The sequence below is a fragment of the Pseudomonas sp. RW409 genome (genome assembly GCF_003184125.1).
Classification (GTDB): Bacteria; Pseudomonadota; Gammaproteobacteria; order Pseudomonadales; family Pseudomonadaceae; genus Aquipseudomonas; species Aquipseudomonas chlororaphis_I.
This window is the reverse complement of sequence record NZ_QHHP01000034.1, coordinates 401572-426867: the sequence shown is the minus strand read 5'-3', so window position 1 is coordinate 426867 and position 25296 is coordinate 401572. Positions and strand designations below refer to the sequence as shown.

The following is a 25296-nucleotide window of genomic DNA, read 5'->3' as shown; positions in this document are numbered from 1 at the left end:
CTCGTGCGCTCTCTCATTCGACACATTGGCCTATGGGCTATTTTCCCAGGTGCTCGAGCGGCACTCTAGTGTTTACCGATGGAGATTGGTTTTGAGTACCCGCATCCCACCTTTTAGTTCGCAGCACTTAGAAGCTGCATGTCGTGTTCTCGCTGATACGGAACGTGGCTTGAGCGGCACTCAAATTGGATATCTCCTCCAAGACATTCGCGTTCTAGACGCGGACCCTAACAACACCAAGTGGAAACGCTTAAGAGGCATGCGTGGGGAGGGGACGATCGCCACTTTGGCTCTGGCGGCAAGTTAACGTGCCCCATGAAACTACTTGAGGGAGAGATGGGATGGGAAGGCAAGCGTCCGGCCTATTTTGGATCTCGGTAGCGTTTGTTCTCGCCGCTTTGGCTGCGATCCTATTTGATGTTTCTCTTCCTTCTAGGGCGTCATCAAGCTGAAGTTTTTGGAAACCTTGCGCCTTCGAGATGGCTCGAAGATGCAGCAGGTTGTTCCGTACAGTGACTTCCTCGCCCGAGACGCAACTTACCGTCCGATCTGCACGGCCCGTTTCAGTACCCCAGGTGTGACTTGATCGTGGGGTGTAAATGCTTCTGTTTTTAGGTAGGCAGCCACTACCCCCGATCGTTCGCATTTACCGTCATGATGGCCTAATGGTACTGTCAGCTGCCCGCCGCGCTGTTGCGACAGGTCAACGGAGGTTCGACGTATGGGTGCAATGGTAAAGACGTTGCCGTCCTCGCCTTTTCTGGCGGGTGGGGCTACGACGCGAACTGGTGAGGATGAGGTCCCAGGCTACTACTCCACTGCCCTTGACATGTGGGTTGTCGATACCGCGGAGGGCGTAAAGCCCATCATCGCTCAAGGGGCGTTGAGCGAGCTCCTCACCAAGACGAAGGTAAATGCTGAGCAGGATGATGAGGCTACCTGGCAATTGGAACTGATGACGAAGACTGCCCAAAACGTTGAAAGCGATGACGAGCACACTCGGGAAGCAAACCATCTCCTTCAGCTCGTGACCAAGACCGATTCGACTACCGAGCGCGACGACCGCTGCGAAGCCACTCATATCCTTGAGTTGATCACCAAGACCAATGTCCAATTGGAGCACGACGACAATGGCGATCCCACTTTCGGACTGGATACCCGGTACTACGAAGGCTAATGGTGGAGACGCTCATGCTGTTATTGGTTACCAACCGTCGTGATATCACGATGGACTACATTGTCGCCGAGTTGCGTCGTCGTAACATTCCATACTTTCGCGTGAACACGGAGTTGCTCCCACAATCCTTGTGCACCATGGATAGTCATCCTCGCACCGCATGGTCAATTACGCTGGATGGCAAAACCATCCGCGGTGACCAAGTGACGGGCGCCTACTTCCGTCGGCCTGGCGCACCCATCGTGCCTGATGAGGTGGTCGATCCGGGAGAGCGAGCCTACATTGAAGCCGAATGGAGCAGCTTTCTAAAGAGTCTCTATACGCGTCTGGATGCCTGTTGGCTGAATTCTCCTGCCAAGATTTTCATCGCCGAGGACAAGCCGCTTCAGCTGTTGATGGCTCACGAGATTGGCTTTAACGTGCCGGCCGTGGTTATCACCAACGACATTGGATCAGCGCGTCAGATTACCCGGGTTGGTCAAGCCATTAGCAAGCCGTTGCGTCAGGCCGTTTTGGCTGGTGAACGCGAACGCGTCATCTTCACCAAGCGCCTTGGTACCTTGGACGACGGTCAGGCAAAAGCGATGGCATTGGCACCTTTCATTGTCCAGGCCGAGGTCGTGAAAAAATATGACGTCAGGGTCACCGTAGTAGGCGAGCGCCTCTTCGCCACAGCGATCTGGTCGCAGGAACACAGCGAGACCGAAGTCGACTGGCGCCAAGGAAGCAGACCGGATTTACGGCACGAGAAAATCAATCTACCTGCCGAGATCGAACGGCAATGTCTGGAGCTCGTCTCGAGTCTAGGACTGCGCTACGGGGCAATCGATTTGATCTGCGACCGACAAGGCAAACTGTGGTTCCTAGAAATCAACCCGAACGGCCAATGGGCATGGATTGAGAATCTAACCGGGTACCCAATCGCTTCCGCTATTGTGGACAACCTTGTCGGTATTTCCCATGGCTGATGGGTGGGGGCGGTTGAACCGGGTAATACGGTGGACATGGCCGGTTGTGGTCGATCTGTCTCCAGCACAAAAAGCTGCTGATGATGAATGGATGCGTAGCATCGGGACATCGGTAAGGCAGGGGAATTGGGCGAAGGACAGCGAGGTTGCGCTTGATGAATCTCGCCGCCTTTTCGATGCTGAGGTTGATCGGCGAAAGGGTGCTGATGCCAAAGCCGGCATTTACCTTGCCGCGATCACGGCACTTATTCCTGTCTTGGTCTCCCTGCTGCCAAGCCTTTGGAATGACAAGTTGAGTAAGGTACTTGGCTTCACAGGGCTCTTCGTCTTCGCCTGGGCAGTTGCGTATTTGCTGCGCGCCGGCGCATGGGCATTCAGCACGTTAAAGGTAGCTGGGTTTACTCAGCTTGGGCCTGGTGAAATCGCCGCGAGCTGGAAAAAAGACAGCCCCAAAGCGGCTCTCGCCAAACAGCTATCAATAGCCGTCCTCTGTAACTACCCACTCGTGAACAGAAAAATCACTGGGATCAAGATGACTCATGAATATCTCTTGAGGGCATTCCTGGGCTTCACACTGCTGATGGTTATCCAGGTGGTGTGGCCGGTCGGGACTTGGCTGGTGGAGCAGGGCATCCGCTTGTCCAAGCCTGAGGCGATCAATCCCCTGATCATGTGCTTTTCGTGAGCAAGGGAAGCTCTTGAGCATCCTTGTCTCAATGGGGCCGATGTGCATACCGACGGAGGGGCAGAACAGCTGCTCCTAGATGCCGACCACATACATTTTAATGACATGTATCGAGGGATTCTCCGCGGTGACGCTCGGAGGGCTCAATGCGACACGTAGGCTGGCCAACAGAATCAAGGCCCGACAAGGCAAGTGACCTTGCCGACATTGGCTCCAGGCGTTGAGTCCGCGGGAATTAGCTCAGGTTCATGATAAGCCCTCGGCAAGGTTCCACTTCAGTGGAGACTTGACCTGAAGTCCAGAAGCTACGGTTCGAGGGGGGCGCAGTGCGCCAAACAACCCTCGCAAGCGCAAATCGATTTCGCGCATGCCGCGCTCTGCGATTCGCACAGGGGTACTGAGGAGTTTCGACATACCGAAAGGAGGTAGGTTGCTTCAAGCTCCATCGTGAGGAAGCAGTCATCACAGCAGGAATTCCCGACTTGTCAGGGGGATGTTTTTTCCGCAGTCTGTGCGCTTGAAGCAGAAGATTTGAGGAGGGTAAGTATAAATGGAGCTCAGCATGGAAGATCAGCAGCTTAAACGGCAGCTGAGTGGGATTGCTGCCGACCTGAAGTGGTCAGCGGTAGAACTCGCCCGTATTGCCGAAAGGCTGAGTCACTCAGGCAATGATCCCGATGCCCAAGCCTTGCAACGAATGATCACGGTTCTGCGCAAGGATGAAGAAAGCCTCGATGCACTAGGGGATCAAGTGCGAAAGGGGCATTTGAGTCATCAAAAGGCAGAAGTGAACCTCTCCTGATCCACGATATTGCCATTGGATGGCATTTCCACAGAATCGTCGAACCGTTTGGTAGTCCCTCAACCTCCGACCAATGGAGCACCCCGGAAATTTAATTTGTTTCGATTTTAAGAAAAGGATTATCGGGGGGTATCAATTCGAAAAATAGTTTCGGCTCAGATATCAGGTACCCCTTCAAGATGGTTTTCTTCCTAGGACCTCGCACTTGGCATGCCCAGATATTCAGACCGTTACTTTGCTTCCTGTGGACCTTCAGTTTCTCGAACTGCTTCTGCACCCAACGCCATTCTTCAATACCTTGATCTGTACCCTGTGAGATACCAGGAAACTCCTGCGCGTAGCGTTGGAAGAGGCCAGGTGTGACCAGAAATACGCTGCCACACACCGTGTGGATTTTGGCTTTGCTGTCATTGATGATCAGCTTATGGCTGAGGATGCCTTCCTTGAGCCAATTCAGGAATGCTTGACCAGGGTTGTCCGATGAGGGATTTGAGATTTCGAGGATGCCTGCTGACGATGTGTCGCTGACCTCAGGCTCTTCCAGCTCGAACATATCCAACAACGTGCCGAGGTAGTCGGCATCTTCCATCGCCAGTGGCTCGGGCTGCGATGGGCTTTGAGTTGATCTTGTACTGACTGTCTCGGGCGCAGGTGGTGGTACCGGAACGTCAGTCGGGTGGTCATCGGCCGCAATGCTCACCGTTCCGCTGAAAGCCTCAGGCCGGTCTTCGTTCCCCCAGATCAACGCCGGTTGAAGGCGCAGAAAGGTAAAGGTCTGCTGCCAGTTTCCCTGTGTCACGAGACCGGTCCAGATGGCTTTGCCTTCCGGGGTAGACTCGACTAACCCATGCGACTGCAGTTCGTCGAACACGGCGATATTGGACGAGGGAATACCTTCGATCGATTGCGACAGCAAGTAGGCTCGCAACTTGTCGGTGACCGTTTTGCTGACGAGCCACAGTGCGTCCTGGGTCAGCCATGCTGCGGCACCTGGCTGGTTGAGTTTCAGCTCGTGCTGAACCAGATGACGCAGCCCACTGATCAAGTGATGTTGCAACGAATGAATCGGCGCTTGCAGCGCCTTGCTTGGGTTGCCACCGATGTTCTGTGCGGTGGAAACACGGTCGGCTTGAATCACCAACTCGCCGAGCACGCCGGCACGTTCGTATTGGCCGGCCAGGACATACAGCAGGCTGGCCCACAGCGATGGAAATCCACTCAGCCAGTCCAAGATAGGTCGGTCGAGAATTTGGGTGTAGAGCAAGCCGGCGGCGGCGCCGTGCAGGTGGTAGTCGCGGCCTTTGAGGTAGCGAAAACGGTAGGGCTGATCGAGGGAGCCCTGCCAAGGATGCCAAACACGGCCATCCTGGCGTTCGACCAGCAGGTCCACGGCGATCTTGCCGATGTCATGCAGCAGGGCACCATAAGCGATGCCGGCGGACCAGGCATCGGTCTGGGCGGCTTGGTCCTCGGGTGCGGCACCGGTGGGCAGCAGATAGGATTGGCGCAGTTTCAGACTGCAGGCTACCAGTTCTAGGCCATGGTCGAGCATGCCGCCGAGATACGCATGATGGTGAGTCTCGCTGGCGGGCAGTTGCTGGACCTGTTCGGCGTAACGATGGATCGGATTTAAATAGAGCTGGGTGAATTGGGCGTGGGAGAGGGCGGTGTACTGCCAGATGCGATCGAGTAACTGGCGGCGGTGCTCCGCGGCTAACAAGCTGTGGGCCGACTCGATCGGTAGGTAGCCTTCGGCGATGCTCACGGTCGGTGGCGGAGGGGGCTTCTGCCTTTTGGGGCGAAACAGACTGAGCATCGTGACCTCCGGGAAGTGGCTGAGTCAGTGGCCTTTTAGCCTTTTCGGATAGGGCTCTTACCCTTGAGTCCCCATTCCCTTCCAACCCTTACCCGTCCTTTTGGCTGGTGTCCCTTTGTGCGGCAATCGGAATATGGATACTGCTAGGCATCGTTTTGTTGGGGGGCTAGTACGGAAAAGACAAGAGTCGGTACACTGCGGTGCCTATTTTTTGGGTCTTGCCATGAATCTCACTGACGCCACGCTCGTGTTGTTGCTCGCAGCACGTATCCATGGGACCGACGAAGCCGTCAGGGCATCGGCGAAGAGCGTGGTCAAGAAGTTGCCGCGCAGTAAACGCGATCTGATCTACAAGGTGATCGACAGCCGAAGTCCGCTCGAACTGGTGGATTTTCTGGCGCAGAACCTGGATACGTAACGGCATGCTGCGGGTGTGCACCCATCCCTGACCCTTTGCATCAGAGCCCCGCGGCATGGCCCTTTTTTCTGAGTACAGAAAAAAGGGCCTAACTCGCGTTGGGCCCTGTGATGCGATTGCAGCGGTGAGGTAACGATCAAACTCCATCGTTCATGCATCGTGAGTCATCCATTACCATCTGCTCCAGGTTGAGTACATACTCCGAGGCGCTTCGGGCCTGACCACTGGCGCGAAAGATCGCGCGTTTGTCTGCCTTGAGCAGGCCGAGCCAGGAGTCGATGTAGCCCTCGTGGCGCAGCTCGCCCTGTATACCGGCGTAGGCACATAAAAAAGCAGCGCCCATCTCGGCGATCAACTCCTCAAACGCGTAGCCTGGCGAGCCGAACGGACAGGCTGACGTCATGCCTTGGCGCTGCAACCGAGCGTGATGCCCGGTCCAGTGCGTCAGCTCGTGCAGTGCGGTGGCGTAGTACCCGCCTTCATCGTGAAATTGTGCTTTTGTCGGCAGTTGGATGAGATCCCTGATCGGGTGGTAAAAGGCTTCGTCGGCAGGCCGATGAACGATGCGTGCACCTGAACTTAACAGCAGATTTTCCGCAACGCTGTTGGGCTGGAAGGGATCACTCTGTTCCGTCTCGAGCAGGGTTTCATTGAGCATTTCGAGCCCCTCCGTTTGCTCGATGTTGAACAGAAAATGTGTCCTGAGAATGCCAAAATGATCGACCTTAGGCTGACCGTTTTCATCGAGTACGGGTTGGCCTGACTCGGTCTGTTCCTCGCGCTCCATCGGCTTGTAGAGCACCGCCAGAGTGCTGTGCTCACCCTTACGGATGTGCCCACCGGTCTTTTTGGCTTGGTTGAAGGTCAGCCAACGATCTTGAGTGAACCCCTGCAACCTGGCCTCGGCCCAGAGCAGCGGTAAATTGATGCCCGAATACGGACGTCGCGTGATGGCGTTGATGGGGTAGGGTTGATGACCGATGTAAGCGGAGCCACTTGAGGACCAGGGTTTGATCCAGGGAGCAACGCCTTGGTCTAACGCGGTAACGATCTTGTCTGTCACGTCTTGGTAGATATCGCGCATGGCAATTTCCTCGAGAGAAAAACGGAGGAACGCCTTGCCCGTCGGGGGAGGGTTCCCCGGTTGGGTGATTGATTGGATTGATGCAGGTCTTGCATGCCGTCCGAATGTGGAGGTGGGCGCCGCCCATTGCGCTTAGCGCTGGTGTTCTCCTGCAAGCGCTATCAGCAAGGCGGCAGGATGACCGGGTTCTTGGAGTAGGCTCAGACTCAATTGCAGCAACGGGTCGTGGTCTAAGTGATCGGTTGGTTCAATGTGGATTACCTCGAACAGTACATAGGGCTCGTGTGGAGTGGCCAGGTGGGCTTCGAAGGCTGCGCGCAATACGTGGCTCAACCGATCGACCTGCAGCTTCTCAGCGTGATCGGATTGCTCGAGCAGTACTGCGCGTTGCCACGCGCCAGGGGTGAACACGATGGGCAACCGAAGGGTGTTCAGTGTTTCCGGTGTCAGTGAGTCGGACATGGTGTGCCTCCGTTGAAAGCGCGAAGAAACCTGTCCTGTGCGGGGAAAGATTTCCCCGCAGTGGGTTGAAGAAAATCAAGAGGGCTTATCTCACGAGCAGCGCTCGAAAGGCGCTCAGGAGAGCAGTAGGCGTTCATCACCGTAGCAACGGTCACCGTGCGAGCCACCGAACGCTAATCGCACTTGGGGAGAACCATCATCGAAGTGACGTAGCCTTGAAGGTTCTGGCTACCTGGGCAGGTGCTGTCGATAACAGCGATCCGTACCTTGTATTTAGCCGGACGATTTATCTGGGTCAATCACTGGAGAGAAGCTGTTTCACGGGGCTTGTCTTCTGTCTTCCAGTGAAGATTTTTCGGCTGGGCAAACTGATAAACGGTCAGGCACGGACAGTTTTCAGTAGTAGGCTGTTACTCCTGTCTCAACCATGAAAACGCTCAGAAGAGGGCGAGACCATGCCGACGCAGAACCCTGTTCAGAATTCACGTGCCCACCGCTGGGCATATACCTGCGGCATGTCGATAAAGCGTGGGTATCGCATACTGAAAGCATTCGAGACCCGTTTAGCTGAGCGCGCGATTGTGGCAGGTGTGCCTGCGGGTAATTTACTCGTTCGCGGAAGCTTTCTGATCGCTAAGTTCACTATGGTGGGAGCGTTGCTTTTTGTAAGTTTTTGGCTGTTCCTGTCGTTGATGACTCTAATGGGTTTGTATTGGGTAATCGTCCATCGCCGCCCCAACGCCTCAAAGGACTTTTACGGGGCTCAGGCATTCGGCGATCCTTATGGAGAGTACGAACTCAATCGTGCACCGGGACAGCCTGACCTGGACGAGCATTAGTGGGTTGTCGTTAGCTTTTTCTGATTGAAGTACCTGCAGAGATCAGAGCATCAGTACCTTTCGAACCCGCATTTTGTGCACTGAGTGTCCCTTTTCCTAACATGCCTTCTGCTATGGAACCTACGCTATATCCGGCCCAACTCATGGTGGCTAGAAAAACCATCGGCAGGACGATGAACATCGCCCCCATAACGTACTCGATCACCTGCGCGGTGACAGTCCCATCCATAAACCCGGATGTGGGCAGCGACAACAGCACCTGATTGGACGCCGAAACCTGGTTGTACAAGGTATCGAGCATGCTGGAGTCGACCCAGCGGGCGAGCTCCCACCAGAAGCTCAACATGTGCAGCGTGAACAGCGCGAACGTCACCGTCATGACGGTCTTCAGCTGGTAGGTACTGACCAGCAGGATCAGCGGCAAGCTAATGATGACGCCCATGATGAGGAAGGCCTGCACCATCGGCAGGGCGGCGCGTAGCGCATTCATTGCCGGGAAGTTGCTGAAGGAGCCCAGTGCCAATCCGGTATTGGTGGCTAGGTTATTGAGCCCCTGGTTGATCGAGCCGCCGCGAGCACTGGAGCCATAGTCCTGGTACACCTGTCCGGGCGACATGGACATCGATTGCTGGCGCGGACTGACCAGCTCACGCAGGGTGGCATCCTCGATCTCGTTGCTCGAACGGCCAGTCAACCAACCTTTCAACTGAGTCAGCAGCGAAGGATCGACCTGCTCGATCAAGCGCTCGCGCAACCCGACACCGCTATCGCTCCACCACTGTTTGCAGGTGGGGTAGCCCGCGCCATTCTCCAGCCGCGGTAAGGAAACATCGCGGTTGTCGTCATACGGCCAACTGACTCGCGGTGTGCGTGAACGATCTGTATCGTAGTAGCCGGGCGTGTCGAGAAAATAGCTTGAACCGATCCAGGACGCGTCGTGACTTTGTACCTTGTCCAGTTGCGGGCGATTGGTAAACAACCGAGAACGGGAAAAGCCATAGCAGTCGCGAGTGAAGTCGGCGACTTCCTGCAGCAGTACCTGGCTGTCGATGCGCGAACTGTCGATCTCCATGCGCATTTGTCGGATATCTGGTGCGCAAGGGATGGAGGCGGTAGCCGCCGCGGTGACCCCTTTGCTCAAGGCATGCACCAGAAACCACCAGATCGGCACATTGGCGGAGCGTTCGCCGATGGTATTGAAGGTGGTCCCCCAGGCGGTTTCCGCTGGCTTGGCCACACTTACGCCGCAGCGCTGACTCGCCGCATCATCGAACGTCATTGAGGCGAGGCTCAACGGAAAGACCGGGGCGCAACCGAACAACACGACGATGTAGGCCAGCCACAACCGGTTCTCGATCCGCGGCACCGAGAGCAGTCCCTTGTTGCCTTCATCCGCGCCTTGCTGACGGGCAGACAACCATTCTTGCAAGATGATCGCGCCGAAGGGGGCGGCGAACAGCCCAGTATCGGACAATACACTCCAGAGACCGTTGTTGATGATCCAAGCCAGCAGAGAGAGGTAAAACTCGAGGTGGCTGTTGGTGCTCATGAGCATGGTGGTGGCCTCACAGTCGGGTGAACTCGACGACGGTCAAGAGCACGAGCCCTAATGTCCCAATGCGTTTCACGCGCAGTCGATCCTGGAGTCGATGTCGGTAGCGCCGAAGCAGGTCGCACCAAAGCGCAAAGAGGGCGGCGTAGAGTAGGGCTCGCCACCACCGCAGATAGGGCCCTACGGATTCGAATGCCTGCTGCCAGGCCTCGAAGCTGCCCAGCGCAGTGCGGCCGATCCACCCTACCAGTGCGGCGGCCAGGATCATCACTGCGGCAATCCCCAGACTCGAAAGCAAAGTGAATAGCGGTGAGCGTTTCATGGCTCACTTGCGCCTGGCGTCAGCATCTTTGAGTCGACCGGGCTCGGGGTCACCTTGCTCGACGGTACGCGAAGCACCGGCACCACCGGCATGTCGATCGAGCACCAGGCTGGCGGTATTGGTGGCGAGCATCTGCCGGACCTGCAGCTCGGTTTGTAGCAGACGTATTTCGCGCTCCAGGGCGTCGATATTTTTCGTCAAGGCGGTCTGGGCCGGCTCGGCTGAAGCGATGTTCGGTTCGTGACTGCCTGCCAGCAGGGTGCGCAGTAGCAGGAGCGCCTTATCGAGTACGCTGGACAGGGCCGTCTCGCTGGCCAGGCGTCGCGCCAGCAGATCCTGGTCGGGATCGTCGCGCAAGGCTTCGATCACGCCACGGGTCACTGGCAGTATTGGGCTTGAGGCTTTCGCCAGGTTGTCAGGGGTGGGCGGCAGTGAACCCGACAGCAACCCTTGCAGAGCCTTGAGGCGTTCGCTGTAGGCCTCCTGGATCAGCGGCGTCAGCCCGCTGCCGGCGGTCGCACGCAGGGTTTCGCAGGTGTCGCAGGTCGAGACTTCGCTCTCGCCCAACACGCGAACGGCCCATTCGGATTCCTCCTGGGGCGAAGCCCAAGTCTGGCAAATAGCCCCACCCAGGCAATCACTGCTGCTGATCGAGGCACTGTCATCCACCGTCCGGTTATGCAGCAGGTTATAGCCCGCGCGCACCACGTCGGCGGTCACTCGAATGGGTGTCTGCCCATTACCTCCGGCCTTCGAACCGCCGACCCAGGACACTCCATTGTTGCCGTTACGGGCCTCGGTGTTTTTCACCGCAGCCACTGCATCACCGCCGGTTTGCTCCAGATTGCCTTGCATCTCCTGGTTCTTGGCCAGCGCGCCCCAGCCGGCCTGACCGACCTTGTCCGCCATCTTCTCGGCCATGGCCTGGCAGGTCAGTTTGGAACGATCGAAGTCGATTCGCCCCTGCATCACGCCGTTACTGAGCAACTCATAGAGACCGGGGTTGGCGCGCTGAATGATCAACGCCGGCAGCGACATCACCGCTTGGGTCGCGTTTTGCACGATGCTGCCCATGATCTGCTGGAAACCTTCGGTGACGCCGTTCAGCTGGTTTTGCAGGGTGTTGGTGAGGCTCATGTTGCCGCACATCATGTTCGCTCGCCATGACCCGCCGACACCGAGACCACTGGGTCGGTAGAGCGAACTCGGTGAGCCGACTGCCGAGCCGCCACCAACGGTGTACATCACCCGGTCGTCGAGCACCTCGCCCTGGGTGCCCAGGCGATAATCGTCCTCGGTGGCACGGACATGGGTGGTAATGGTCAACATTCCACAGAGCAACAGACTCATCGCGCCCAACCGGGGTCGTGCGAGAAGCCGACTCATGACGCACCGCCTTCGAAGTCGATGCTGAACAGGAAGGTCTGTCCCTCACGTTTGCAGCAGCTATAGGGCCGCCACAGCGACCAGGCGTAGCCGCCATCCGCGCTCTGTACCGGATCGCTGGGGAAGATGGCGCACGTCGGCTGAACCTGGGGGGAGAGCAATTGCCATTTGTGAGTCGAAGCGTCGTTCTCAACGATCGGGCCAGGCGGCCAGTAGCCGTCGCGTTTGGCGGGCGTGAGTGGTAAGTACACATGCGGCTGCCAGTTGCGGGTAATCACATCGCCGACCCGTTGCGCCATGACTGCGGCCGCCTTGTAGTCGTCAGGCTGCACCAGAAAGCCCTGCCGGGGATAAACGTTGCCCCACATGTTTCCAGAAGCCTGACGTCCGATTTCACGGATCCCCGGCATGAGCGACTCGGGGTAAAGACCTTCCGGGATGCCATGACGCCAGGCCAGTGAGTCCAGGGTACTCAGGTAGTAGGGCATGAACGCAGTTGCACCGCTGGCGCAGGCGTAGCCGGATTGCGAAGCCAGTTGCGTGGCGGCCCAGCCACCGGGGTGGCCGATGCCATCGGCGTTCTTGAAACGGGGCAGGTTGTTGCGCTGGGTGTTCGGCGTGATCAGGTTGCCGCCACCTTCCGCACCGCTGATGGGAGAGGAGAAGGGGGCCATCTCGGTCCAGGGGTTGTTGCCGGTGGTGGCGTAGCTCGAGACCACCAGCTCAGGAATGAAATGACGCACCTTGGTCGAGGTTTTGACCTTGCAGCCGAAGGGCGTGCAGAGGAGCCAGAAACAAATGCCGACGACCCTGTAGGCGAGACAATTGGGTGAAAGCACAGAGGACGTGATGCTGCCGGTATCCAGCGCCACGCTTGGCCCGCACGCCAGCAGGAGACTTAGCGCCAAAGGTCGTAGCTTTTGGGGCGCAATTGATGGGCATACGACAGGCATGATCCAGGCTCTTTGGGCTAATGGCCTGGACACGTTCAATGATTGAACCTACACCGTCAGTGATAAAGCTGAAGCTGACGTTGTCGGTTTACAAGGATTTTCAGGGCGACGAGGTGGCTATTCGATGTCCAGCACACGGCGAAGGGCGTCTGGCTCGGTGAGTAGCTGATCCGTCGTAACCTCAAGGATATTGGCGAGCTTGCACAGGACCATCAGCGACGGGTTGCCCGTGCATCGTTCGATTTGACTGACGTAGGTACGATCGACCTCGGCCATGAGCGCCAACTGCTCTTGGGTAAGGTTCTTTATACGTCGCATCAAGCGGATGTTTTCCGCCAGTTGCAGACGCAGCTGTTCGTAGTCTTGAGTCATGCGCGCAAATTGCGCCTTGAGGGACTCTCAATCCACGGGATATAGTCTACATTGGTATTGATCTAGGCCATTTGATGCTCATGTCTGTTATCGAGCGTTCATTTGGTTTCGTTATGATGTCCAGGCTGGGTCCAGCGTCTAACAATAAAATCAGAACTCTAGGGTGTGTATGGACGAAAACTACATTTCAATTCCTGCGGCGGATGGTTGCCCAAGTCTTCTGATCCCTTGGGGCAACGAATTTGCTCCGATGATCGAACGTGGCGTGCAATGCGCCCAGGCTTGGCTTGATACGCCCGGTGAGATTCCCCTGTGGTGGGAACTGGCGCAAACACGCAAGACCTTTCCTATCGGTGACTGCCAAGATGCTTTTGAAGCCGGATTCTTGTTGAGGATTCAGCAGCGGCTTCGAGGCGCATCGCAATAACCGGTCGCTCGCTTTAGAGCGCGATACTCGAATAGATTTCCCTATGCGGGTTCTATGCCTCGCGCTCTATCGATCCGTTCAGCTACCCGATACGCCGCTTCTAGTTCAGAGCAGCCGTTCTCCTGCATCAGTGTCCAGCGCTCGGCTTTTTCCTCGGGCTCCGTCATGGCCAGGGCGAGATAAAGACTTGGCGGCACGGCCCGAAACAGCGTTTCGAGCTTCTTCGACAGCACGACCCCCTCAGTGTATTTTCCCGGCTCCTTGCTGGCGGAGAGCAACAAGGCTTTCTGTGCCGGCGTGAGTTTCTTGAACCTTGCGATTTCTTCGATTTCCGCGGGCGGCATGTTCAAACAAATCCACCATTCGATCATGTTGAGCATGGTCTGCGCGGCCGTGGGGAAGTCGGACAGGTTCTGTGTGGCGAGCCAGAACCAGGCACCGAGCTTGCGCCACATCTTCGTGCCCTTGACCACGAATGGCGCCAGCAGCGGGTTCTTGGTGATGATATGGCCCTCGTCGGTGACCATGATGATCGGTCGACCCAGGTACTGGTCGCGCTCGGCAAGGTTGTTCACGGTGTTCATCAGGCTGATGTAGCTGACGGACATCTGGGCTTCGTAGCCTTCGCGAGCATAGGTGGCCAGGTCGACAATGGTCACATCGCTCTCGGGCCAAGGCGTGCCCTCGCGATCGAACAGTTCACCTTCGAAACCCTGGCAAAACAGGTCGATGGACTCACCCATTTCCTGGGCACGCTCGCGACGCTTCTCCGGCAAGTGTGTGTCAGCGGCGACGCGCAGCAATGCGTCGCGCACGTTCCGGGTCAGTACCTGGCGGCCCGCCGCGACACACGTTTGCGCCGCATCGAGAATGCACTCGCGGATCAAGCTGCGATCGGCTCGACTCAGGCGCGCCTCTTCCTTGGCCTCGCCGCCGGTGATCATCAGGCGGGCGGTGATTTCCAGTTCGCCGAGAACATCGCGCTGGTCTTCGCGACTGGTTACCACCTCATCGTCCAGCTCATCGATCGACAGACTCGCTACCTGATCCGGCTGCTCGATCAGGCGCCAAGCATCGGCAAAGGGGGCGAGACTGACCGAGGCGCCAGGTTTCAATTGAACCTTGTTGACTGAGAGACCTTGTGTCGCGAAGTAATCTCCCTGCAAGCCGAATGAGTTGCCGGCCTCGACGATAAACAGGCGAGGGCGGTACACGGCCATGACCTGCATCAGCAGGGTGACCAGGGTGGCCGACTTGCCGGCACCGGTGGGACCGAACAGCAGCAGATGACCGTTCATGGCCCGGTCCAGACGTGACAACGGATCAAAACTCAACGGCGAGCCGCCACGATTGAATAGGGTGATCCCCGGGTGGCCGGTGCCCGTACTGCGGCCCCACACGGGAACCAGATTCGCCAGGTGCTGGGCGAACATCAGGCGCGTGTACCAGTTGCGCATATCGCGAGCCGGGTTGTAAGCCATTGGTAACCAACGCAGGTAACTGTTGCAGGCGGCGACTTCATCGCCTTCGCGTACCGGTTGTAGGCCCGCACCCAGTAGTGCGTTAGCCAGGCTGACTGAGCGCTGGTGCAGTTGCTGTTCATCGTGACCGCGCACGTAGAACGCCAGGGTGCCGCGGTACAGCTTGTGCTGGCGGCCGATGATTGCGCGAGCCTCTTCGACATCCTGGCGGGTCTGGGTCGAGGCCAGGTTTTCACCGATGGCTTTTCGCGCCAGGCGGTTCAACTGATCTTCGAGTACATCCTGCGGTTTGACCACCAGGGTCAGGCTCATCACCGTGCCTTCGGGTAACTGGTCGAACAGCGCATTCACCGCATCGCCCTTGCGGGTTTCGCCAGTGAGTTGGCCAATCAGTGGCGCCCGCCGTAGCTTGTCCACCACCATCACCCGGTGTGGCTGATCGTCGAAAAACCAGAATCCGTGTTGAACATCCGAGCGCGGCTCATTGAAAAATAGCCGCTCGGCGAAGTCATGGTCGAAGGGCAGTTCCAGCGACTCACCGTCGCCCGACTCCGGATAGGCCACGCGGCGGTAGAAATCCTCGGGCGCCTCATCGGTGAGCGTGGGGGCTGGATTGAACCAGGGCACTAACCAGGCATATAGGCCTCGGCCATCGACTCGTGTCGATTGCACCCCGCACGCCTGCAACGAAGCACCGATACGTTCGCAAGCCTGTTGCAGGGCTTGCACCGGGCTGAGTCCCGTCTCCTCAGCGTCAGACCCGAGCCAGCGATAGACCACCAGGCGCACCCGGCGGTTGTTGCCGCGCCAGGGCAGGCGTGTGACTGCCTTGTCCTCAAACAGCCCACCCGGCTTGGCGATGGCCTGCAGATGACGGCGGCTGAGTTGCAAATACGCCTCGGTGAAGACGGTGCCTCGCGCGCTGTCCTGAATATAGCCAGTGAGCCGATTGAGGTAGGGGGAGAAGTCGTTGTCATCCTGGCAGAAAAACTGCGCCACCCAAGGCGCTTGATCCAGCTCGTCAAAGCTGTCCTGCAGGGCATCCTCGAGGGCATCGCGGGCCGCCATCAACCAATCGGGTTCGCGCCCTTCGGTGCCGAACGGCAGCAACTCGAACACCGCTCCCACAGAGTGATTGTCATCGAGCAGAAAACACTGCTCGGTGTCGAGGTACTCGACCCAAGGCAGGTGATCGGTGAAGCTGGGGTTGTGCGCATAGAGTGCAGCTTCATCGGCCAAGGTGGCGCGAGGGCGCAATGGGTTGCGCCAGGCTTTCCATGCAGAAGTGCGGTTCCCCGAGTCGCCGCTACGCACTACAAGTCTTCCTGACGTTCACCCGGCAATGCGTACTGCACCCGTTGGTAGAACGGAAAGACGGTCGAGTAACCCGGAACCGGTGCCTGCTCTGTCCCACTCAAATGTGGGTACACGTACAGCACCAGATCGGGATTGGGCAGGCGCGGGAACAGGTTGTGGATCTCGTTCGCCGCTGTGCGCGTGTACGGTTCCTGGAGACCAACGGAGAAATCTGCTTGAGCCAACGGGCGGCGTAACTGCTGTCGAGCCTCCAGCAGTTGCTGCTGAGTGCCTTGCGAACCGGCGCCGTTCCAGATGTCCAGCATGGTTTGCTCGCCATGGGGCAGCAGCGTGTCCTTGTCGGTGGAACACCCCGCCAGAACCCAGCAGAGCACGCTAATCCAGGTCAGGCAGAGAGGCATGGTCTTTTTCATGGCGAACGCTCCGGCCCTTGGGCTCGTAGTCGATGGTGATCTCATGGTCGAGGTGCAGCGCGACCTGTGCTGCCGGTGGCACGTACACAGCAGCAAAGGCTTCGCCATACAGTTTATTGACCCACTCGCGGATGTCGCTGACCCCACCACTGAGAATGGAGTTCAGTGCGCTATTGCCACTGCTGCTGGTGACCCCGAGCGTACTGCCGCCCGAACTGATCACGCTGCTGTTGTTCCGCTCATCCCCGAGCAAGGCGGCGACACCGGCGCCAGCCGCAGTGATTAGGCTCTGGCTGCCGAGGTACTGTTGGGCGTTCGAGCGCCGCTCGCCGGCAATGCAAGGAATGCCATATGGATCGGAGAGGTAACCGAGTCCGCCGCGGATCTTGCCAGTGTTTGAGCTCTGGGTCGTGGAAGCATTACGGCTTGCTACCGCCTTCGGCTGGGGCACCGTGCGGATGGTGCCGTCGGTAAACACAAAGGTGATCGACTCGACCTGTCCGCGCACGCAAGAAAGGGTCCAGTCACCGGATGCCGTGCCGCTCATCACTGCCCCCGCGACGTCCGGCAGGTCGATGCCGTTGGCCGTCAGGTTCTCGGGACCGACCAGCACCTTGAAGGGATAGGGATCATTCACGGTGCCGTCAACGGGGACTCGGCCGATCAGAGCGGTCATGGCGACTGAGCCCATCAACGTTGCGTTTTCGGGGATCGTATAGACTGCTTTTGCCCCGTCGGTTCGGTTGACGTATCGCGTCAGGTCACGCTCACCCTGGGTGGCTGCGCGTAGCTGTTTTTGGCTACGATCAATCGCGTTATCTTTCAAGCCTTCCTGTGAGTTGAAGGCGGTAGGCAGACTCAGTGCGGAGGCTGTCTGGGTTTTGCCACGGGCGTCGGTGGGTAGAGCGTCCGAAGGTTCAATCCACTGCAGTGCATCATTGGCAGAATGCTGCCCTTGGAACTGAGCCCCATCGCCCGGCTCAAGCCCTAATCCGATTGGCATATCCTTGCCTTTGCCGGTCAGCCCCGACAGTTGTTCCTGCAATTGCGTCAGCAGGCCGCGAGCCTGGCGACTGTCTTGTTCCGCTTTGAGTCGGGCCTCATTGGCTTGCCGGCGGCCTTCATCAACTTGCTGGGTCACATTGCCAAGCGCCGTCTGGATGCGCGAATCGACACTGTTTTCCCGCTCGCGCAGACGGTTGTTCTCCGTCTGCAGCGAATCGTTGTGTTTCTTCAGACCGAGCATGTCGCTGCGCATGGCCTTCACTTGGCCGACCAGGGTGGCGACCGTGTCGCGTGGAGTATCGCCAGCAATGCCGAGCGACTTGGCTTGCTCGGCGGATAACTGAAGGTTGCCCTGATCAACCGAGCTCTCTGGAGCGGGCGCGCTGCTACCCGCGACCCAGGTTTTCAGGATGATCATCACCACGGCCAGCAGCGCAGCTGGTACCAGCCATTTGAGCAAGGCGTTAGCTTTCATCGTCAGCACCCCGCGCTACGGGCGGCGGCAGTACGGCATTTTCGAGGCCGGCACCGCGGGTGACGAGGTAGGCAACCGTGGTGTCTTCAGCGCTGCCGACAGGCCCGAGGAACGCATGCTGGAAGGCCGCGCCGAACAGCTTGGCCTGAAGCCGACGAGGATCGAGTTGTACCGTCTCTGGACCACGATTGCGCAACTTCACCGCCGTCACCCAATAATCACCGAGTCGCCAGGCGGCGATGGGTGTGCTGGACACGTGTTCGGTCGGTAGCAGGGTCGGCAGTTCGGTGCGCAGCTTGAGCGGGACGCGGTGAACGCCGGGTAGGGATTCTACGGTGCGTAGCGGCGCGTACAGGCTTTGCGCGGCATAGCGCGTCAAAGCGACCGGGATCGGCGTACGCTCTGGAACAGGGACGGTGCTAGATTCAGCCTCGGTAGCTTGCACCGAAACATTCTTGAGAATACGCACGGGCTCCAGCGGTTGATCGCCGGGCGTGGCCGCGATATCCAGGAGGATAATCTCGCCCGTCGTGACCGATTGCAGTTGCAGTCGGGTCGGTGCAATGGCTTCCGACGCGCGCAGGTACAGCGTGCCGCCGGTTGATTGAACGCGCAGCTTGCCCGACAGGGTTGAGGGCACGCCGACTCGAACATCCTCATCGACAAAGACCACCCGCTCCTGATTGATCACCAGTGGGACCGCGAGGGGGAGGCGTTCCCAGTGCATCAGTTCGACGGCCTGCACTGCAGCTCCCCATAGCATCAGTGCGACGGTGAGTCCCAGGGTAGACATCCGCTTCATGGCTCACCTCCAGGCAGGGAGATTTTTTGCGGCGTGCCCTGATAGCAGTCCAGTGCCAGCCCCCACTTATTGCGTTCGGGGTCCAGATCAAAACGCACCACGCGCAATGGATAACGCACCACCACCCGTTTCACCGGTTCGGCGGCGTAATACTCATCGGCGTTGAGGTCGAGCGTGACCAGCCAGCTGTCGCGGTCGAGTTGCTTGACCCTGAGCTCTGGATCTTCGCTGTAGCCTCGGCCGAGAATTTCGTAGACGCCACGCACCCGCTGACGCAGTTCGCCGGCGGCCTTGCGGTACTCGTAGTCGCCGTCAAGGAAGGCCTTGCAGGCGGGTGTCAGGTAGGACTGCAAGCCATAGATGGCGCGGCGATAGTCCTGCTCGCCGTCTGAGGGCCAGCGGTTGAGCTGGCCAAAGATGTACAGGGCGAAGGCATAGACATTCTCTGAGGGAATATCCCACCACTTGCGAGTGCTGCCCGAGCGCAGATCTGGCGGTACATGCACGGTCAGATTGGTCGGCGCCGAGCGCCAGCCATACCAGAGTCCGGCACAGGCCAGGGCGAGGATCATTACCGCCAGACGCAGGCTGAAGATGTGCGCCTGCTGGGCATCCACCTTGTTTCGAAATCGGCTCATGGCTGCCACCGAGACAGGGCAGGGCGCAGTCGACGCGAACGGCGAACTGTCCAGGCGCCGGAGTGGAGGATCAAACTCCCGCGACTCAGACGCCAACGGCTGGCGAGTATCCATTCGAGCTTGCGGTACAACCAGGTCTCGGGCCGAGCACGTTTGGCCCGACGCAGTAGTGTGCCACCGGCAAAGAGCACCACCGCCATACCTGCGATCATGCTGGTCGGCGCCACGGCAATGGACGTGGCGGCGATTGCCAGCGGAACGCCGAGCAGCAGGCCAATGACGGCGCCGGTGCCCAGCGCTACCCACATCTCATCATTGGTTAAACCACGCAATACGGCAGGATCGCGATTGAGTCGCTCCGGCAGAAAGACCAAGGTATCGTCGGCAAGGCGTTCGATAGTGTGGTTCATGTCGACCTCACAGAATCGCGGCAGCCTTGGTCAGAAACCAGATGATGATCACCACCAACAGGGCTCCGATGCCGACCACGGCGCCGAGGTCCTTCCAGGTCTTGCGCTGGTTTTGCACGTCGGCGTACACGGTCAACGAGTGCCAGGCCACCCCCAAGAAAGCGAGCAGGGCTATCAGCAGACCGAGAAGGATGCCGCCGTCGTAGGCGTAGTTTTTAATCGTCTCGATCAAGCCGGATCCTTCGCCGCGCGAAGGGGCTTCCATAGTCGGGAGTTCGGCAAAAGCCAGGCTTGGACCGAGCACCAGCAGCAGTCCGATCAAGCGTTGGCTGGCACGATCACTTAGGTTGTTTTTCAAGGGGACAAGGCACTTGAGCATGACGGCGATCTCCGGAGTTAGGACAGGGTGAAGAACATCAAAACCAGCAAGGTGAGTAGTACGCGTGCGGTACTTCCGCCAAGCGTACCGAAGCGCACGCTGCCGGCCGCCCACCCTCGGTAAGCCGTCCACATCACCCAGGCACACCAAAGCAAAGTCAGGACGAGAACCAGGGACAGCCAGAGCGTCGAACTGCTCTGTGCCGAGAAGCCGGAGGCGTTTTGGAAGGCAGCGGTCTGGGAGTCGGTCATGCTCATGGCGAGGGCTCCGCAGGCGGAGTGTCGAGGCGGTAACCACCCACCAGCTCACCAGGATCACGGGGTTGAGCGCGGGAAGGGGACAGGTAGCCTCGTACGCCTTGGCGAATGCGTTGGATGTCTTTGAGCAATTGGGGGTAGTCGAAGCGATAGCGTTCGTTTGACTCAGCCGTGCTGGCTGTCTTAGCTCGTGACGCAAGGCGTTCGATAGTGTCGAGTTGCTGTTGGACCAGGCTTAGCTGTACATGCTCATCAGCCGATGCGGCATAGCTACTGCCATGGACGATAGCTAGCGAAAGTAGCAACAAGCAGCGAAAGACGGTAGTTGGCATGATGCTGGTCCATAGTGATATGGAGTCAGAATCAAGTTAAAGGGTGGGGATAGCAGTAAGAAAAGCGAGACGTGAGGAGTCGCTTTTCTTCGGTCAGTTCACTGCAGGAGTTGAAAATTGTTGTGATCTGGCATTGTGTTTTTGGGCAACCTCTATTCGTGCTCAGTTGAATTGAACCAGATAAATACGGGTTGACGATGATGCTCAGGTGTTCCTCAAATGAGAGTTGGTCGGAGCGATGAGCATAAAGAAGGAGCCGAAACCCGGCGTTTACGCCGGGTTTCATTGCCTTACAGAATGTTCAGCGGGTAGCTGACGATCACCCGATGCTCGTCGCTATCGCGTTGTGTCGACACTTCAGTACGCAACGAGGCATGACGCAGGGCGATGCTCAAGTCCTTCAGCGGCCCTTGCTGAATGACATAGCTCACCGTCAGGTTACGTTCCCACTCGCTCTTGTCGCCTGTCGGGGTGCGGATGTTCGAGCCGCTTTCGTACATGCCCAGGAAGCTCAGGCCCGGCACGCCGACCCTGGCGAAATCATAGCCATAGCGAACCTGCCAAGTGGTTTCTCCGGCGCGCTGGAACTTGCCGATCATCGATTCCGTCATGAAGTAAGCGGTGGAACCGTCACCCTGGTTCAACCAGACCGCGTCACTGTCGCCGCTGACTTGTTGCAGGCCGGCGGCAAAGGTGTGGCCGTTCACCAGATAGGTGAATTGTGCGCTGTCCAGGCGACTGTCGACTTTGCCTTTGGTGACGCCATTGCCGTAGTAGCCGAAGGTGTAGAAATCCGGGTCATGCCCGTTGGCGCCATCGGAACGGTTGTCGAAGTGACGCAGATCGGTGCGCAGGGTGCCGGGGCCGACTTGCCAGTCGTATTTCAGGCCCAGGAAATTCTGTTTATAAAAGTCCTGCAGGTTGCCGTAGTAGTACTGCAACGTCAGGTCTTTGGTCGCTTTGTAGTCCACGCCGCCGTAATAGAACTTGTTGACGAACTCGCCCGTCTGCGCGTTGTTGGCTCCGGGAATCGACATGCCCATCTGGTTGCTCGAACCGCGACCTTTGACGTGCTCCAACTGGCCGAGGGTGAAGGTGAAGTTTTCCAGGTCCTTGGACTGAATCTGCCCTCCATTGAAGGTTTGTTGCAGCATGCGGTCGGTGGACATCACCACCGGCAACATCGGCACCAGCGTGCCGTATTTCAGTTCGGTGTTGGAGAACTTCGCCTTGGCCGTCAGGCCCAGGCTGCCGAACTCATCCACGGCACGGCCGTCGCTGTCGGTCGGGAAGATATTGCCGTTGAAAGCAGTACTCTGCGGGTTGTAGTGCCGACCTTTGCCAGAGTCCAGCCGCACCCCGAACATGCCAATCGCATCCACGCCGAAACCGACGGTACCCTGAGTAAAGCCGGACTGAAAGTTGGCGATGAAACCCTGACCCCATTCCTGTGTGTAGTTGGGGTCGGCCGCGCCGCTGCGGTTGTCGGCATTACTGAAAAAGTTACGGGCCAGCACGCTGAGCTTGCTGTCCTCCACCAGACCGGCTGCGTAACCCTGTTGAGCGATAATCAGGCCGCAAATGCCGGCCACTACTTTAGGTGCGCGATTGAAAAGCTCCATCGGAGTCATCCCCATGAGTTGTCGAATGTTGTGAGAGGCAGTCAAAAGCGGCAGTAGAAGTTTTTATTGTTTTTCAGGAGCGACGATGACCGGTGAAACGTTCAGTTTCACGGGCGGCAAGCGGTACAGGATGAACAACGCCAACACGCCGAGACCGGTGCACAGCAGCAGGCCGACGCCCACTGATTGGGCCAGTGCATCACGGGCCAGGTTCAGCCATTGCGGGTGTTCGAGCAGGGCGGCGTCGGGGCGTAACAGGACCTGCGGGTCGGCGTACAACACCAGTCCGTCGAGGTGCCCTTGGGCAATGAAAAGTCGTTGCAGGTTGGCGCTGTACATCAGGTTGACCAACACTCCCATTCCCGCCGTTCCCAGCAAACCACCGACCAGACGCAGCGATTGGGTCAGCGCTGTGGCGATCCCCAGGAATTGACGCTCGGCGAGGGTCTGGGTGAAGACCGTCAGGTTCAGCAGGATGAAACCCAGGCCAAGCCCCGCCAGCAGGATCAAGCCGAGTAGCGCATTGAACGAAGCACCGCGTCCGGCGAAGGCCAGCCCAAGGCAAGCCAGCAGCAGCGCGACAAAACCACCCAGTGGCAACAGGTTTGGATTACGCAAACGGGTGACGATGCGACTGTTGACGATGGCGCCCAGGGTGATGCTCAACGCCAGCGGCGTAATCAACAGGCCGGCGTCTTGCGGGGAGTAGCCGTAGCTGCCTTGCAGTAACAGCGGCAGGTAGAACAACAACGAAAACATGATCGCCCCGGCCGCCATCGACAGCAGGAACAACAGGCGCATGCTCGGCAATCCAAGTAACGCCGCCGGCAGCAGCGCGTGTTGGCAGCGCCGTTCCCAATGCCAAAGGGCAACGGTCGCCGCGATGCAACTCAGTCCCAGCGCCGCGCTCAGCATCAGACTGGAATGGCCCAGCCATTCGACGAACACCTGCAGGCTGCCCAGCGCCAGGGCAATCAATAATGCGCCGGGCCAGTCGAGGCTGATTTTTGCGCGCTGCTGCGGGCGGTAATACGGCAGATAGCGCCAGGCAAAAAACAGCGCCAGGCAACCCAGCGGCAGATTGATATAGAACACCGAACGCCAACCGTAGGCCCCGGTCAGATAACCGCCCAGCCCTGGCCCGATGGCGTTGACCACACTGAACAAGGCACTGAGCAACATCTGCCAGCGCAGGCGTTGGCGGGTGTCGGGAAACAGTTCCGGGATGCAGGCGAACGCGGTGCCGATCAGCATGCCGCCGCCGATGCCCTGCAAGGCGCGACCGATCACCAGCCACAGCATGTCGTTGGCCATGGCGCAGACCAGCGATGCCAAGGTGAAGATCACGGTGGCGGCGATGACGAAGGGTTTGCGTCCGTAGTAATCGCCCAGTCGGCCGAAAATCGGGATGGTGACGATGGACGCCAGCATGTACCCCGTGGCTACCCACGCGTAAAGCTCAAACCCCTTGAGCTCGGCGACGATGCTCGGCAAGGCGTTGCCGATTACCGTCTGGTCGAGCGCCGAAAGCATCAGCACCAGCGAGATGCCGAGCATCGCCAGCAGCGCTTGCCGAAAGCGCAGGGGCGGGTGGGTAGCCACGCTCATCGCCGGCTCCTCAGCTCAAGGCCGCAACGGCAGCAGCAATACGCGAGCAACCTTCGTCGAGGGTCTTGATGTCGGTGGCAATCGACATCCGGAAGAACGGCGCCAGGCCATATGCGGTGCCTGCCACCACGGCCACACCCTGGCTTTCCAGCAGGTACATGACCACGTCGTAGTCGCTGTCCAACTGCTTGCCCTGGGCCGTGGTTTTGCCGAGCAAACCTGAGCAGTTCACATAGAGGTAGAACGCACCGTCGGGCTTGCGGCAACTCAGGCCATCAATAGCGTTGAGCAGGTCCAGGCAACGATCACGGCGTTGCTGGTAGACCGCCACGCTTTCCTTGACGAACGTCTGGTCGCCATTGAGTGCTTCCACGGCTGCGGCCTGGCTGACCGAACAGGCATTGCTGGTCGATTGCGATTGCAGGGTCGCCATGGCAGCGATCAGGTCGACCGGGCCTGCGGCGTAGCCGATACGCCAGCCGGTCATGGCATAGGTCTTGGACACGCCGTTGACCACCAGGGTGCGCTCGGTCAATGCCGATTCGATGGCGAGGATGTGCGGGTTGTCCAGGCCTTCGTAGCGGATGTGTTCGTAGATGTCGTCGGTCATCAGCAACACCTGCGGATAATCCAACAGTACATCGGCCAGGGCGCGCAGTTCGGTGGCGCTGTAGCTGGCGCCAGTCGGGTTGCTCGGCGAATTGAGCAGCAGCCAGCGAGTGCGCTCGGTGATCGCGCCGCGCAGTTGCGCCGGGGTCAGCTTAAAGGCGTGTTCTTCCGGGCAAGCGAGGGTGACGGGTTCACCTTCGCAGGCCAGCACCATATCTGGGTACGACACCCAGTACGGCGCTGGAATCAGCACTTCATCGCCCGCGCCGAGGGTGGCGGCGAAGGCATTGAAGATCGCGCTCTTCGCACCGCTGGTGACCAGGATCTGATTCGCACCGTAGGTCAGGCCGTTTTCTCGGGCCAGTTTGGCGACGATGGCCTGGCGCAGCTCCGGGGTGCCGGCATTTTGCGTGTAACGGGTTTCGCCGCGCTCAATGGCGGCGCTGGCCGCTTGCCGAATGTGCACCGGGGTATCGAAGTCCGGCTCGCCGACGACCAGATTGATGATGGACTTGCCCTGCCGGCGCAGTTCGTTCGCACGATCGGAAGCGGCGCTGCTGGGCGATGGTTTGATACGTTGCACACGGGCGGCGATGCGGGAGGCGGTCACGTGTCGTTCCTCGTTGATGGCGTTGACGAGGCCCTACAGTACGAGTCGCTACCCGGGTAGCCATAAGACGAGATC

General features: G+C 58.7%; 27 protein-coding genes. 7 read left to right on the top strand and 20 right to left on the bottom strand.

The features are described from left to right. Positions 1–721 precede the first annotated feature (721 nt). The 4 genes from DK261_RS33560 (at position 722) to DK261_RS18180 (ending at position 3632) form a co-directional block, all read left to right on the top strand. Complete coding sequence (locus tag DK261_RS33560; RefSeq protein WP_232000883.1) at positions 722–1177, top strand: hypothetical protein; 456 nt, start codon at positions 722–724, stop codon at positions 1175–1177. A gap of 14 nt (positions 1178–1191) precedes the next feature. Continuing rightward, on the top strand, positions 1192–2145 hold the full coding sequence (locus DK261_RS18190) for a hypothetical protein (protein ID WP_081363195.1): 954 nt from the start codon (positions 1192–1194) through the stop codon (positions 2143–2145). A 46-nt stretch (positions 2146–2191) separates the two neighbouring features. After that, on the top strand, positions 2192–2830 hold the full coding sequence (locus DK261_RS18185) for a hypothetical protein (protein WP_232000884.1): 639 nt from the start codon (positions 2192–2194) through the stop codon (positions 2828–2830). A gap of 550 nt (positions 2831–3380) precedes the next feature. After that, complete coding sequence (locus DK261_RS18180) at positions 3381–3632, top strand: hypothetical protein (RefSeq protein WP_081360889.1); 252 nt, start codon at positions 3381–3383, stop codon at positions 3630–3632. 91 nt (positions 3633–3723) lie between these two features. Here the strand turns inward: DK261_RS18180 and mobH are convergent, their stop codons facing one another. Beyond that, on the bottom strand, positions 3724–5448 hold the full coding sequence (mobH, locus tag DK261_RS18175) for a MobH family relaxase (protein ID WP_081360891.1): 1725 nt from the start codon (positions 5446–5448) through the stop codon (positions 3724–3726). 223 nt (positions 5449–5671) lie between these two features. On the opposite strand from mobH, the gene DK261_RS18170 reads away from it, so the two are divergent. Next, complete coding sequence (locus DK261_RS18170; protein WP_020300924.1) at positions 5672–5866, top strand: hypothetical protein; 195 nt, start codon at positions 5672–5674, stop codon at positions 5864–5866. Between the two features lie 136 nt (positions 5867–6002). Here DK261_RS18170 and DK261_RS18165 read toward each other — a convergent pair whose 3' ends face one another. Then, entirely contained in the window at positions 6003–6950 is a 948-nt protein-coding gene (locus DK261_RS18165) for an ArdC family protein (RefSeq protein ID WP_081360892.1), read from the bottom strand. A gap of 132 nt (positions 6951–7082) precedes the next feature. After that, positions 7083–7412, bottom strand: coding sequence for a hypothetical protein (locus tag DK261_RS18160; RefSeq protein ID WP_081360894.1), 330 nt, complete (start codon positions 7410–7412; stop codon positions 7083–7085). Positions 7413–7867: 455 nt separating this feature from the next. On the opposite strand from DK261_RS18160, the gene DK261_RS18155 reads away from it, so the two are divergent. Beyond that, a complete protein-coding gene (locus DK261_RS18155) occupies positions 7868–8251 on the top strand; it encodes a DUF3742 family protein (protein WP_081360895.1) in 384 nt (127 codons plus the stop codon). Positions 8252–8261: 10 nt separating this feature from the next. On the opposite strand, the gene DK261_RS18150 is transcribed toward DK261_RS18155, so the two are convergent. From DK261_RS18150 to DK261_RS18130, 5 genes are all read right to left on the bottom strand, one after another. Continuing rightward, on the bottom strand, positions 8262–9806 hold the full coding sequence (locus tag DK261_RS18150; protein WP_081360897.1) for a conjugal transfer protein TraG N-terminal domain-containing protein: 1545 nt from the start codon (positions 9804–9806) through the stop codon (positions 8262–8264). Between the two features lie 10 nt (positions 9807–9816). Further along, positions 9817–10125 carry a hypothetical protein gene (locus DK261_RS18145; protein ID WP_081360898.1) on the bottom strand — a complete coding sequence of 103 codons (309 nt, stop codon included), beginning with the start codon at positions 10123–10125 and terminating at the stop codon, positions 9817–9819. A 3-nt stretch (positions 10126–10128) separates the two neighbouring features. Beyond that, positions 10129–11511, bottom strand: coding sequence for an integrating conjugative element protein (locus DK261_RS18140; protein WP_081360900.1), 1383 nt, complete (start codon positions 11509–11511; stop codon positions 10129–10131). Then, positions 11508–12464 (bottom strand): TIGR03756 family integrating conjugative element protein, encoded by a 957-nt coding sequence (locus DK261_RS18135; protein WP_081360901.1) that lies wholly within the window; start codon positions 12462–12464, stop codon positions 11508–11510. The genes DK261_RS18140 and DK261_RS18135 overlap by 4 nt, the downstream gene beginning before the upstream one ends. 117 nt (positions 12465–12581) lie before the next feature. Further along, a complete protein-coding gene (locus DK261_RS18130) occupies positions 12582–12836 on the bottom strand; it encodes a helix-turn-helix domain-containing protein (RefSeq protein ID WP_044269235.1) in 255 nt (84 codons plus the stop codon). 169 nt (positions 12837–13005) lie between these two features. On the opposite strand from DK261_RS18130, the gene DK261_RS18125 reads away from it, so the two are divergent. Beyond that, positions 13006–13263: a LasR-specific antiactivator QslA gene (locus DK261_RS18125; RefSeq protein ID WP_081360903.1), complete on the top strand. Its 258-nt coding sequence runs from the start codon at positions 13006–13008 to the stop codon at positions 13261–13263. A gap of 41 nt (positions 13264–13304) precedes the next feature. Here DK261_RS18125 and DK261_RS18120 read toward each other — a convergent pair whose 3' ends face one another. From DK261_RS18120 to DK261_RS18065, 12 genes are all read right to left on the bottom strand, one after another. After that, complete coding sequence (locus DK261_RS18120) at positions 13305–16058, bottom strand: conjugative transfer ATPase (RefSeq protein ID WP_081360904.1); 2754 nt, start codon at positions 16056–16058, stop codon at positions 13305–13307. Continuing rightward, positions 16058–16474: a TIGR03751 family conjugal transfer lipoprotein gene (locus tag DK261_RS18115; RefSeq protein ID WP_081360906.1), complete on the bottom strand. Its 417-nt coding sequence runs from the start codon at positions 16472–16474 to the stop codon at positions 16058–16060. Before DK261_RS18115 ends, DK261_RS18120 begins: the two co-directional genes overlap by 1 nt. Continuing rightward, a complete protein-coding gene (locus DK261_RS18110) occupies positions 16437–17954 on the bottom strand; it encodes a TIGR03752 family integrating conjugative element protein (RefSeq protein WP_110176109.1) in 1518 nt (505 codons plus the stop codon). The genes DK261_RS18115 and DK261_RS18110 overlap by 38 nt, the downstream gene beginning before the upstream one ends. After that, positions 17944–18756 (bottom strand): TIGR03749 family integrating conjugative element protein, encoded by an 813-nt coding sequence (locus DK261_RS18105; protein ID WP_081360909.1) that lies wholly within the window; start codon positions 18754–18756, stop codon positions 17944–17946. The genes DK261_RS18110 and DK261_RS18105 overlap by 11 nt, the downstream gene beginning before the upstream one ends. After that, a complete protein-coding gene (locus DK261_RS18100) occupies positions 18753–19394 on the bottom strand; it encodes a PFL_4703 family integrating conjugative element protein (protein WP_081360910.1) in 642 nt (213 codons plus the stop codon). Before DK261_RS18100 ends, DK261_RS18105 begins: the two co-directional genes overlap by 4 nt. Continuing rightward, positions 19391–19804, bottom strand: a complete 414-nt coding sequence (locus DK261_RS18095) for a TIGR03750 family conjugal transfer protein (protein WP_081360912.1) — start codon at positions 19802–19804, stop codon at positions 19391–19393. Before DK261_RS18095 ends, DK261_RS18100 begins: the two co-directional genes overlap by 4 nt. A 7-nt stretch (positions 19805–19811) precedes the next feature. After that, positions 19812–20183, bottom strand: coding sequence for a TIGR03745 family integrating conjugative element membrane protein (locus DK261_RS18090; RefSeq protein WP_081360913.1), 372 nt, complete (start codon positions 20181–20183; stop codon positions 19812–19814). 17 nt (positions 20184–20200) lie between these two features. Then, a complete protein-coding gene (locus DK261_RS18085) occupies positions 20201–20440 on the bottom strand; it encodes a TIGR03758 family integrating conjugative element protein (RefSeq protein ID WP_081360915.1) in 240 nt (79 codons plus the stop codon). Further along, on the bottom strand, positions 20437–20772 hold the full coding sequence (locus DK261_RS18080; protein WP_081360916.1) for an RAQPRD family integrative conjugative element protein: 336 nt from the start codon (positions 20770–20772) through the stop codon (positions 20437–20439). Before DK261_RS18080 ends, DK261_RS18085 begins: the two co-directional genes overlap by 4 nt. Positions 20773–21062: 290 nt before the next feature. Continuing rightward, positions 21063–22394 (bottom strand): OprD family porin, encoded by a 1332-nt coding sequence (locus DK261_RS18075; protein ID WP_081360918.1) that lies wholly within the window; start codon positions 22392–22394, stop codon positions 21063–21065. A gap of 63 nt (positions 22395–22457) precedes the next feature. Further along, positions 22458–24002, bottom strand: coding sequence for an MFS transporter (locus tag DK261_RS18070; RefSeq protein WP_081360919.1), 1545 nt, complete (start codon positions 24000–24002; stop codon positions 22458–22460). A gap of 10 nt (positions 24003–24012) precedes the next feature. Beyond that, positions 24013–25221, bottom strand: a complete 1209-nt coding sequence (locus tag DK261_RS18065; RefSeq protein ID WP_081360921.1) for an aspartate transaminase — start codon at positions 25219–25221, stop codon at positions 24013–24015. Between the last annotated feature and the right edge of the window lie 75 nt (positions 25222–25296).

What these genes read in the sequence shown, in the direction of transcription:
- DK261_RS18180 (WP_081360889.1), top strand. Translation starts at nt 3,381, where the DNA reads ATGGAGCTCAGCATGGAAGATCAGCAGCTTAAACGGCAGCTGAGTGGG.
- DK261_RS18125 (WP_081360903.1), top strand. Translation starts at nt 13,006, where the DNA reads ATGGACGAAAACTACATTTCAATTCCTGCGGCGGATGGTTGCCCAAGT.
- DK261_RS18160 (WP_081360894.1), bottom strand. Translation starts at nt 7,412, where the DNA reads ATGTCCGACTCACTGACACCGGAAACACTGAACACCCTTCGGTTGCCC.
- DK261_RS18145 (WP_081360898.1), bottom strand. Translation starts at nt 10,125, where the DNA reads ATGAAACGCTCACCGCTATTCACTTTGCTTTCGAGTCTGGGGATTGCC.
- DK261_RS18135 (WP_081360901.1), bottom strand. Translation starts at nt 12,464, where the DNA reads ATGCCTGTCGTATGCCCATCAATTGCGCCCCAAAAGCTACGACCTTTG.
- DK261_RS18190 (WP_081363195.1), top strand. Translation starts at nt 1,192, where the DNA reads ATGCTGTTATTGGTTACCAACCGTCGTGATATCACGATGGACTACATT.
- DK261_RS18070 (WP_081360919.1), bottom strand. Translation starts at nt 24,002, where the DNA reads ATGAGCGTGGCTACCCACCCGCCCCTGCGCTTTCGGCAAGCGCTGCTG.
- DK261_RS18075 (WP_081360918.1), bottom strand. Translation starts at nt 22,394, where the DNA reads ATGGAGCTTTTCAATCGCGCACCTAAAGTAGTGGCCGGCATTTGCGGC.
- DK261_RS18130 (WP_044269235.1), bottom strand. Translation starts at nt 12,836, where the DNA reads ATGACTCAAGACTACGAACAGCTGCGTCTGCAACTGGCGGAAAACATC.
- DK261_RS18170 (WP_020300924.1), top strand. Translation starts at nt 5,672, where the DNA reads ATGAATCTCACTGACGCCACGCTCGTGTTGTTGCTCGCAGCACGTATC.
- DK261_RS18115 (WP_081360906.1), bottom strand. Translation starts at nt 16,474, where the DNA reads ATGAAAAAGACCATGCCTCTCTGCCTGACCTGGATTAGCGTGCTCTGC.
- mobH (WP_081360891.1), bottom strand. Translation starts at nt 5,448, where the DNA reads ATGCTCAGTCTGTTTCGCCCCAAAAGGCAGAAGCCCCCTCCGCCACCG.
- DK261_RS18105 (WP_081360909.1), bottom strand. Translation starts at nt 18,756, where the DNA reads ATGAAGCGGATGTCTACCCTGGGACTCACCGTCGCACTGATGCTATGG.
- DK261_RS18140 (WP_081360900.1), bottom strand. Translation starts at nt 11,511, where the DNA reads ATGAGTCGGCTTCTCGCACGACCCCGGTTGGGCGCGATGAGTCTGTTG.
- DK261_RS18155 (WP_081360895.1), top strand. Translation starts at nt 7,868, where the DNA reads ATGCCGACGCAGAACCCTGTTCAGAATTCACGTGCCCACCGCTGGGCA.
- DK261_RS18080 (WP_081360916.1), bottom strand. Translation starts at nt 20,772, where the DNA reads ATGCCAACTACCGTCTTTCGCTGCTTGTTGCTACTTTCGCTAGCTATC.
- DK261_RS18165 (WP_081360892.1), bottom strand. Translation starts at nt 6,950, where the DNA reads ATGCGCGATATCTACCAAGACGTGACAGACAAGATCGTTACCGCGTTA.
- DK261_RS18150 (WP_081360897.1), bottom strand. Translation starts at nt 9,806, where the DNA reads ATGCTCATGAGCACCAACAGCCACCTCGAGTTTTACCTCTCTCTGCTG.
- DK261_RS18110 (WP_110176109.1), bottom strand. Translation starts at nt 17,954, where the DNA reads ATGAAAGCTAACGCCTTGCTCAAATGGCTGGTACCAGCTGCGCTGCTG.
- DK261_RS18095 (WP_081360912.1), bottom strand. Translation starts at nt 19,804, where the DNA reads ATGAACCACACTATCGAACGCCTTGCCGACGATACCTTGGTCTTTCTG.
- DK261_RS18100 (WP_081360910.1), bottom strand. Translation starts at nt 19,394, where the DNA reads ATGAGCCGATTTCGAAACAAGGTGGATGCCCAGCAGGCGCACATCTTC.
- DK261_RS18090 (WP_081360913.1), bottom strand. Translation starts at nt 20,183, where the DNA reads ATGCTCAAGTGCCTTGTCCCCTTGAAAAACAACCTAAGTGATCGTGCC.
- DK261_RS33560 (WP_232000883.1), top strand. Translation starts at nt 722, where the DNA reads ATGGGTGCAATGGTAAAGACGTTGCCGTCCTCGCCTTTTCTGGCGGGT.
- DK261_RS18085 (WP_081360915.1), bottom strand. Translation starts at nt 20,440, where the DNA reads ATGAGCATGACCGACTCCCAGACCGCTGCCTTCCAAAACGCCTCCGGC.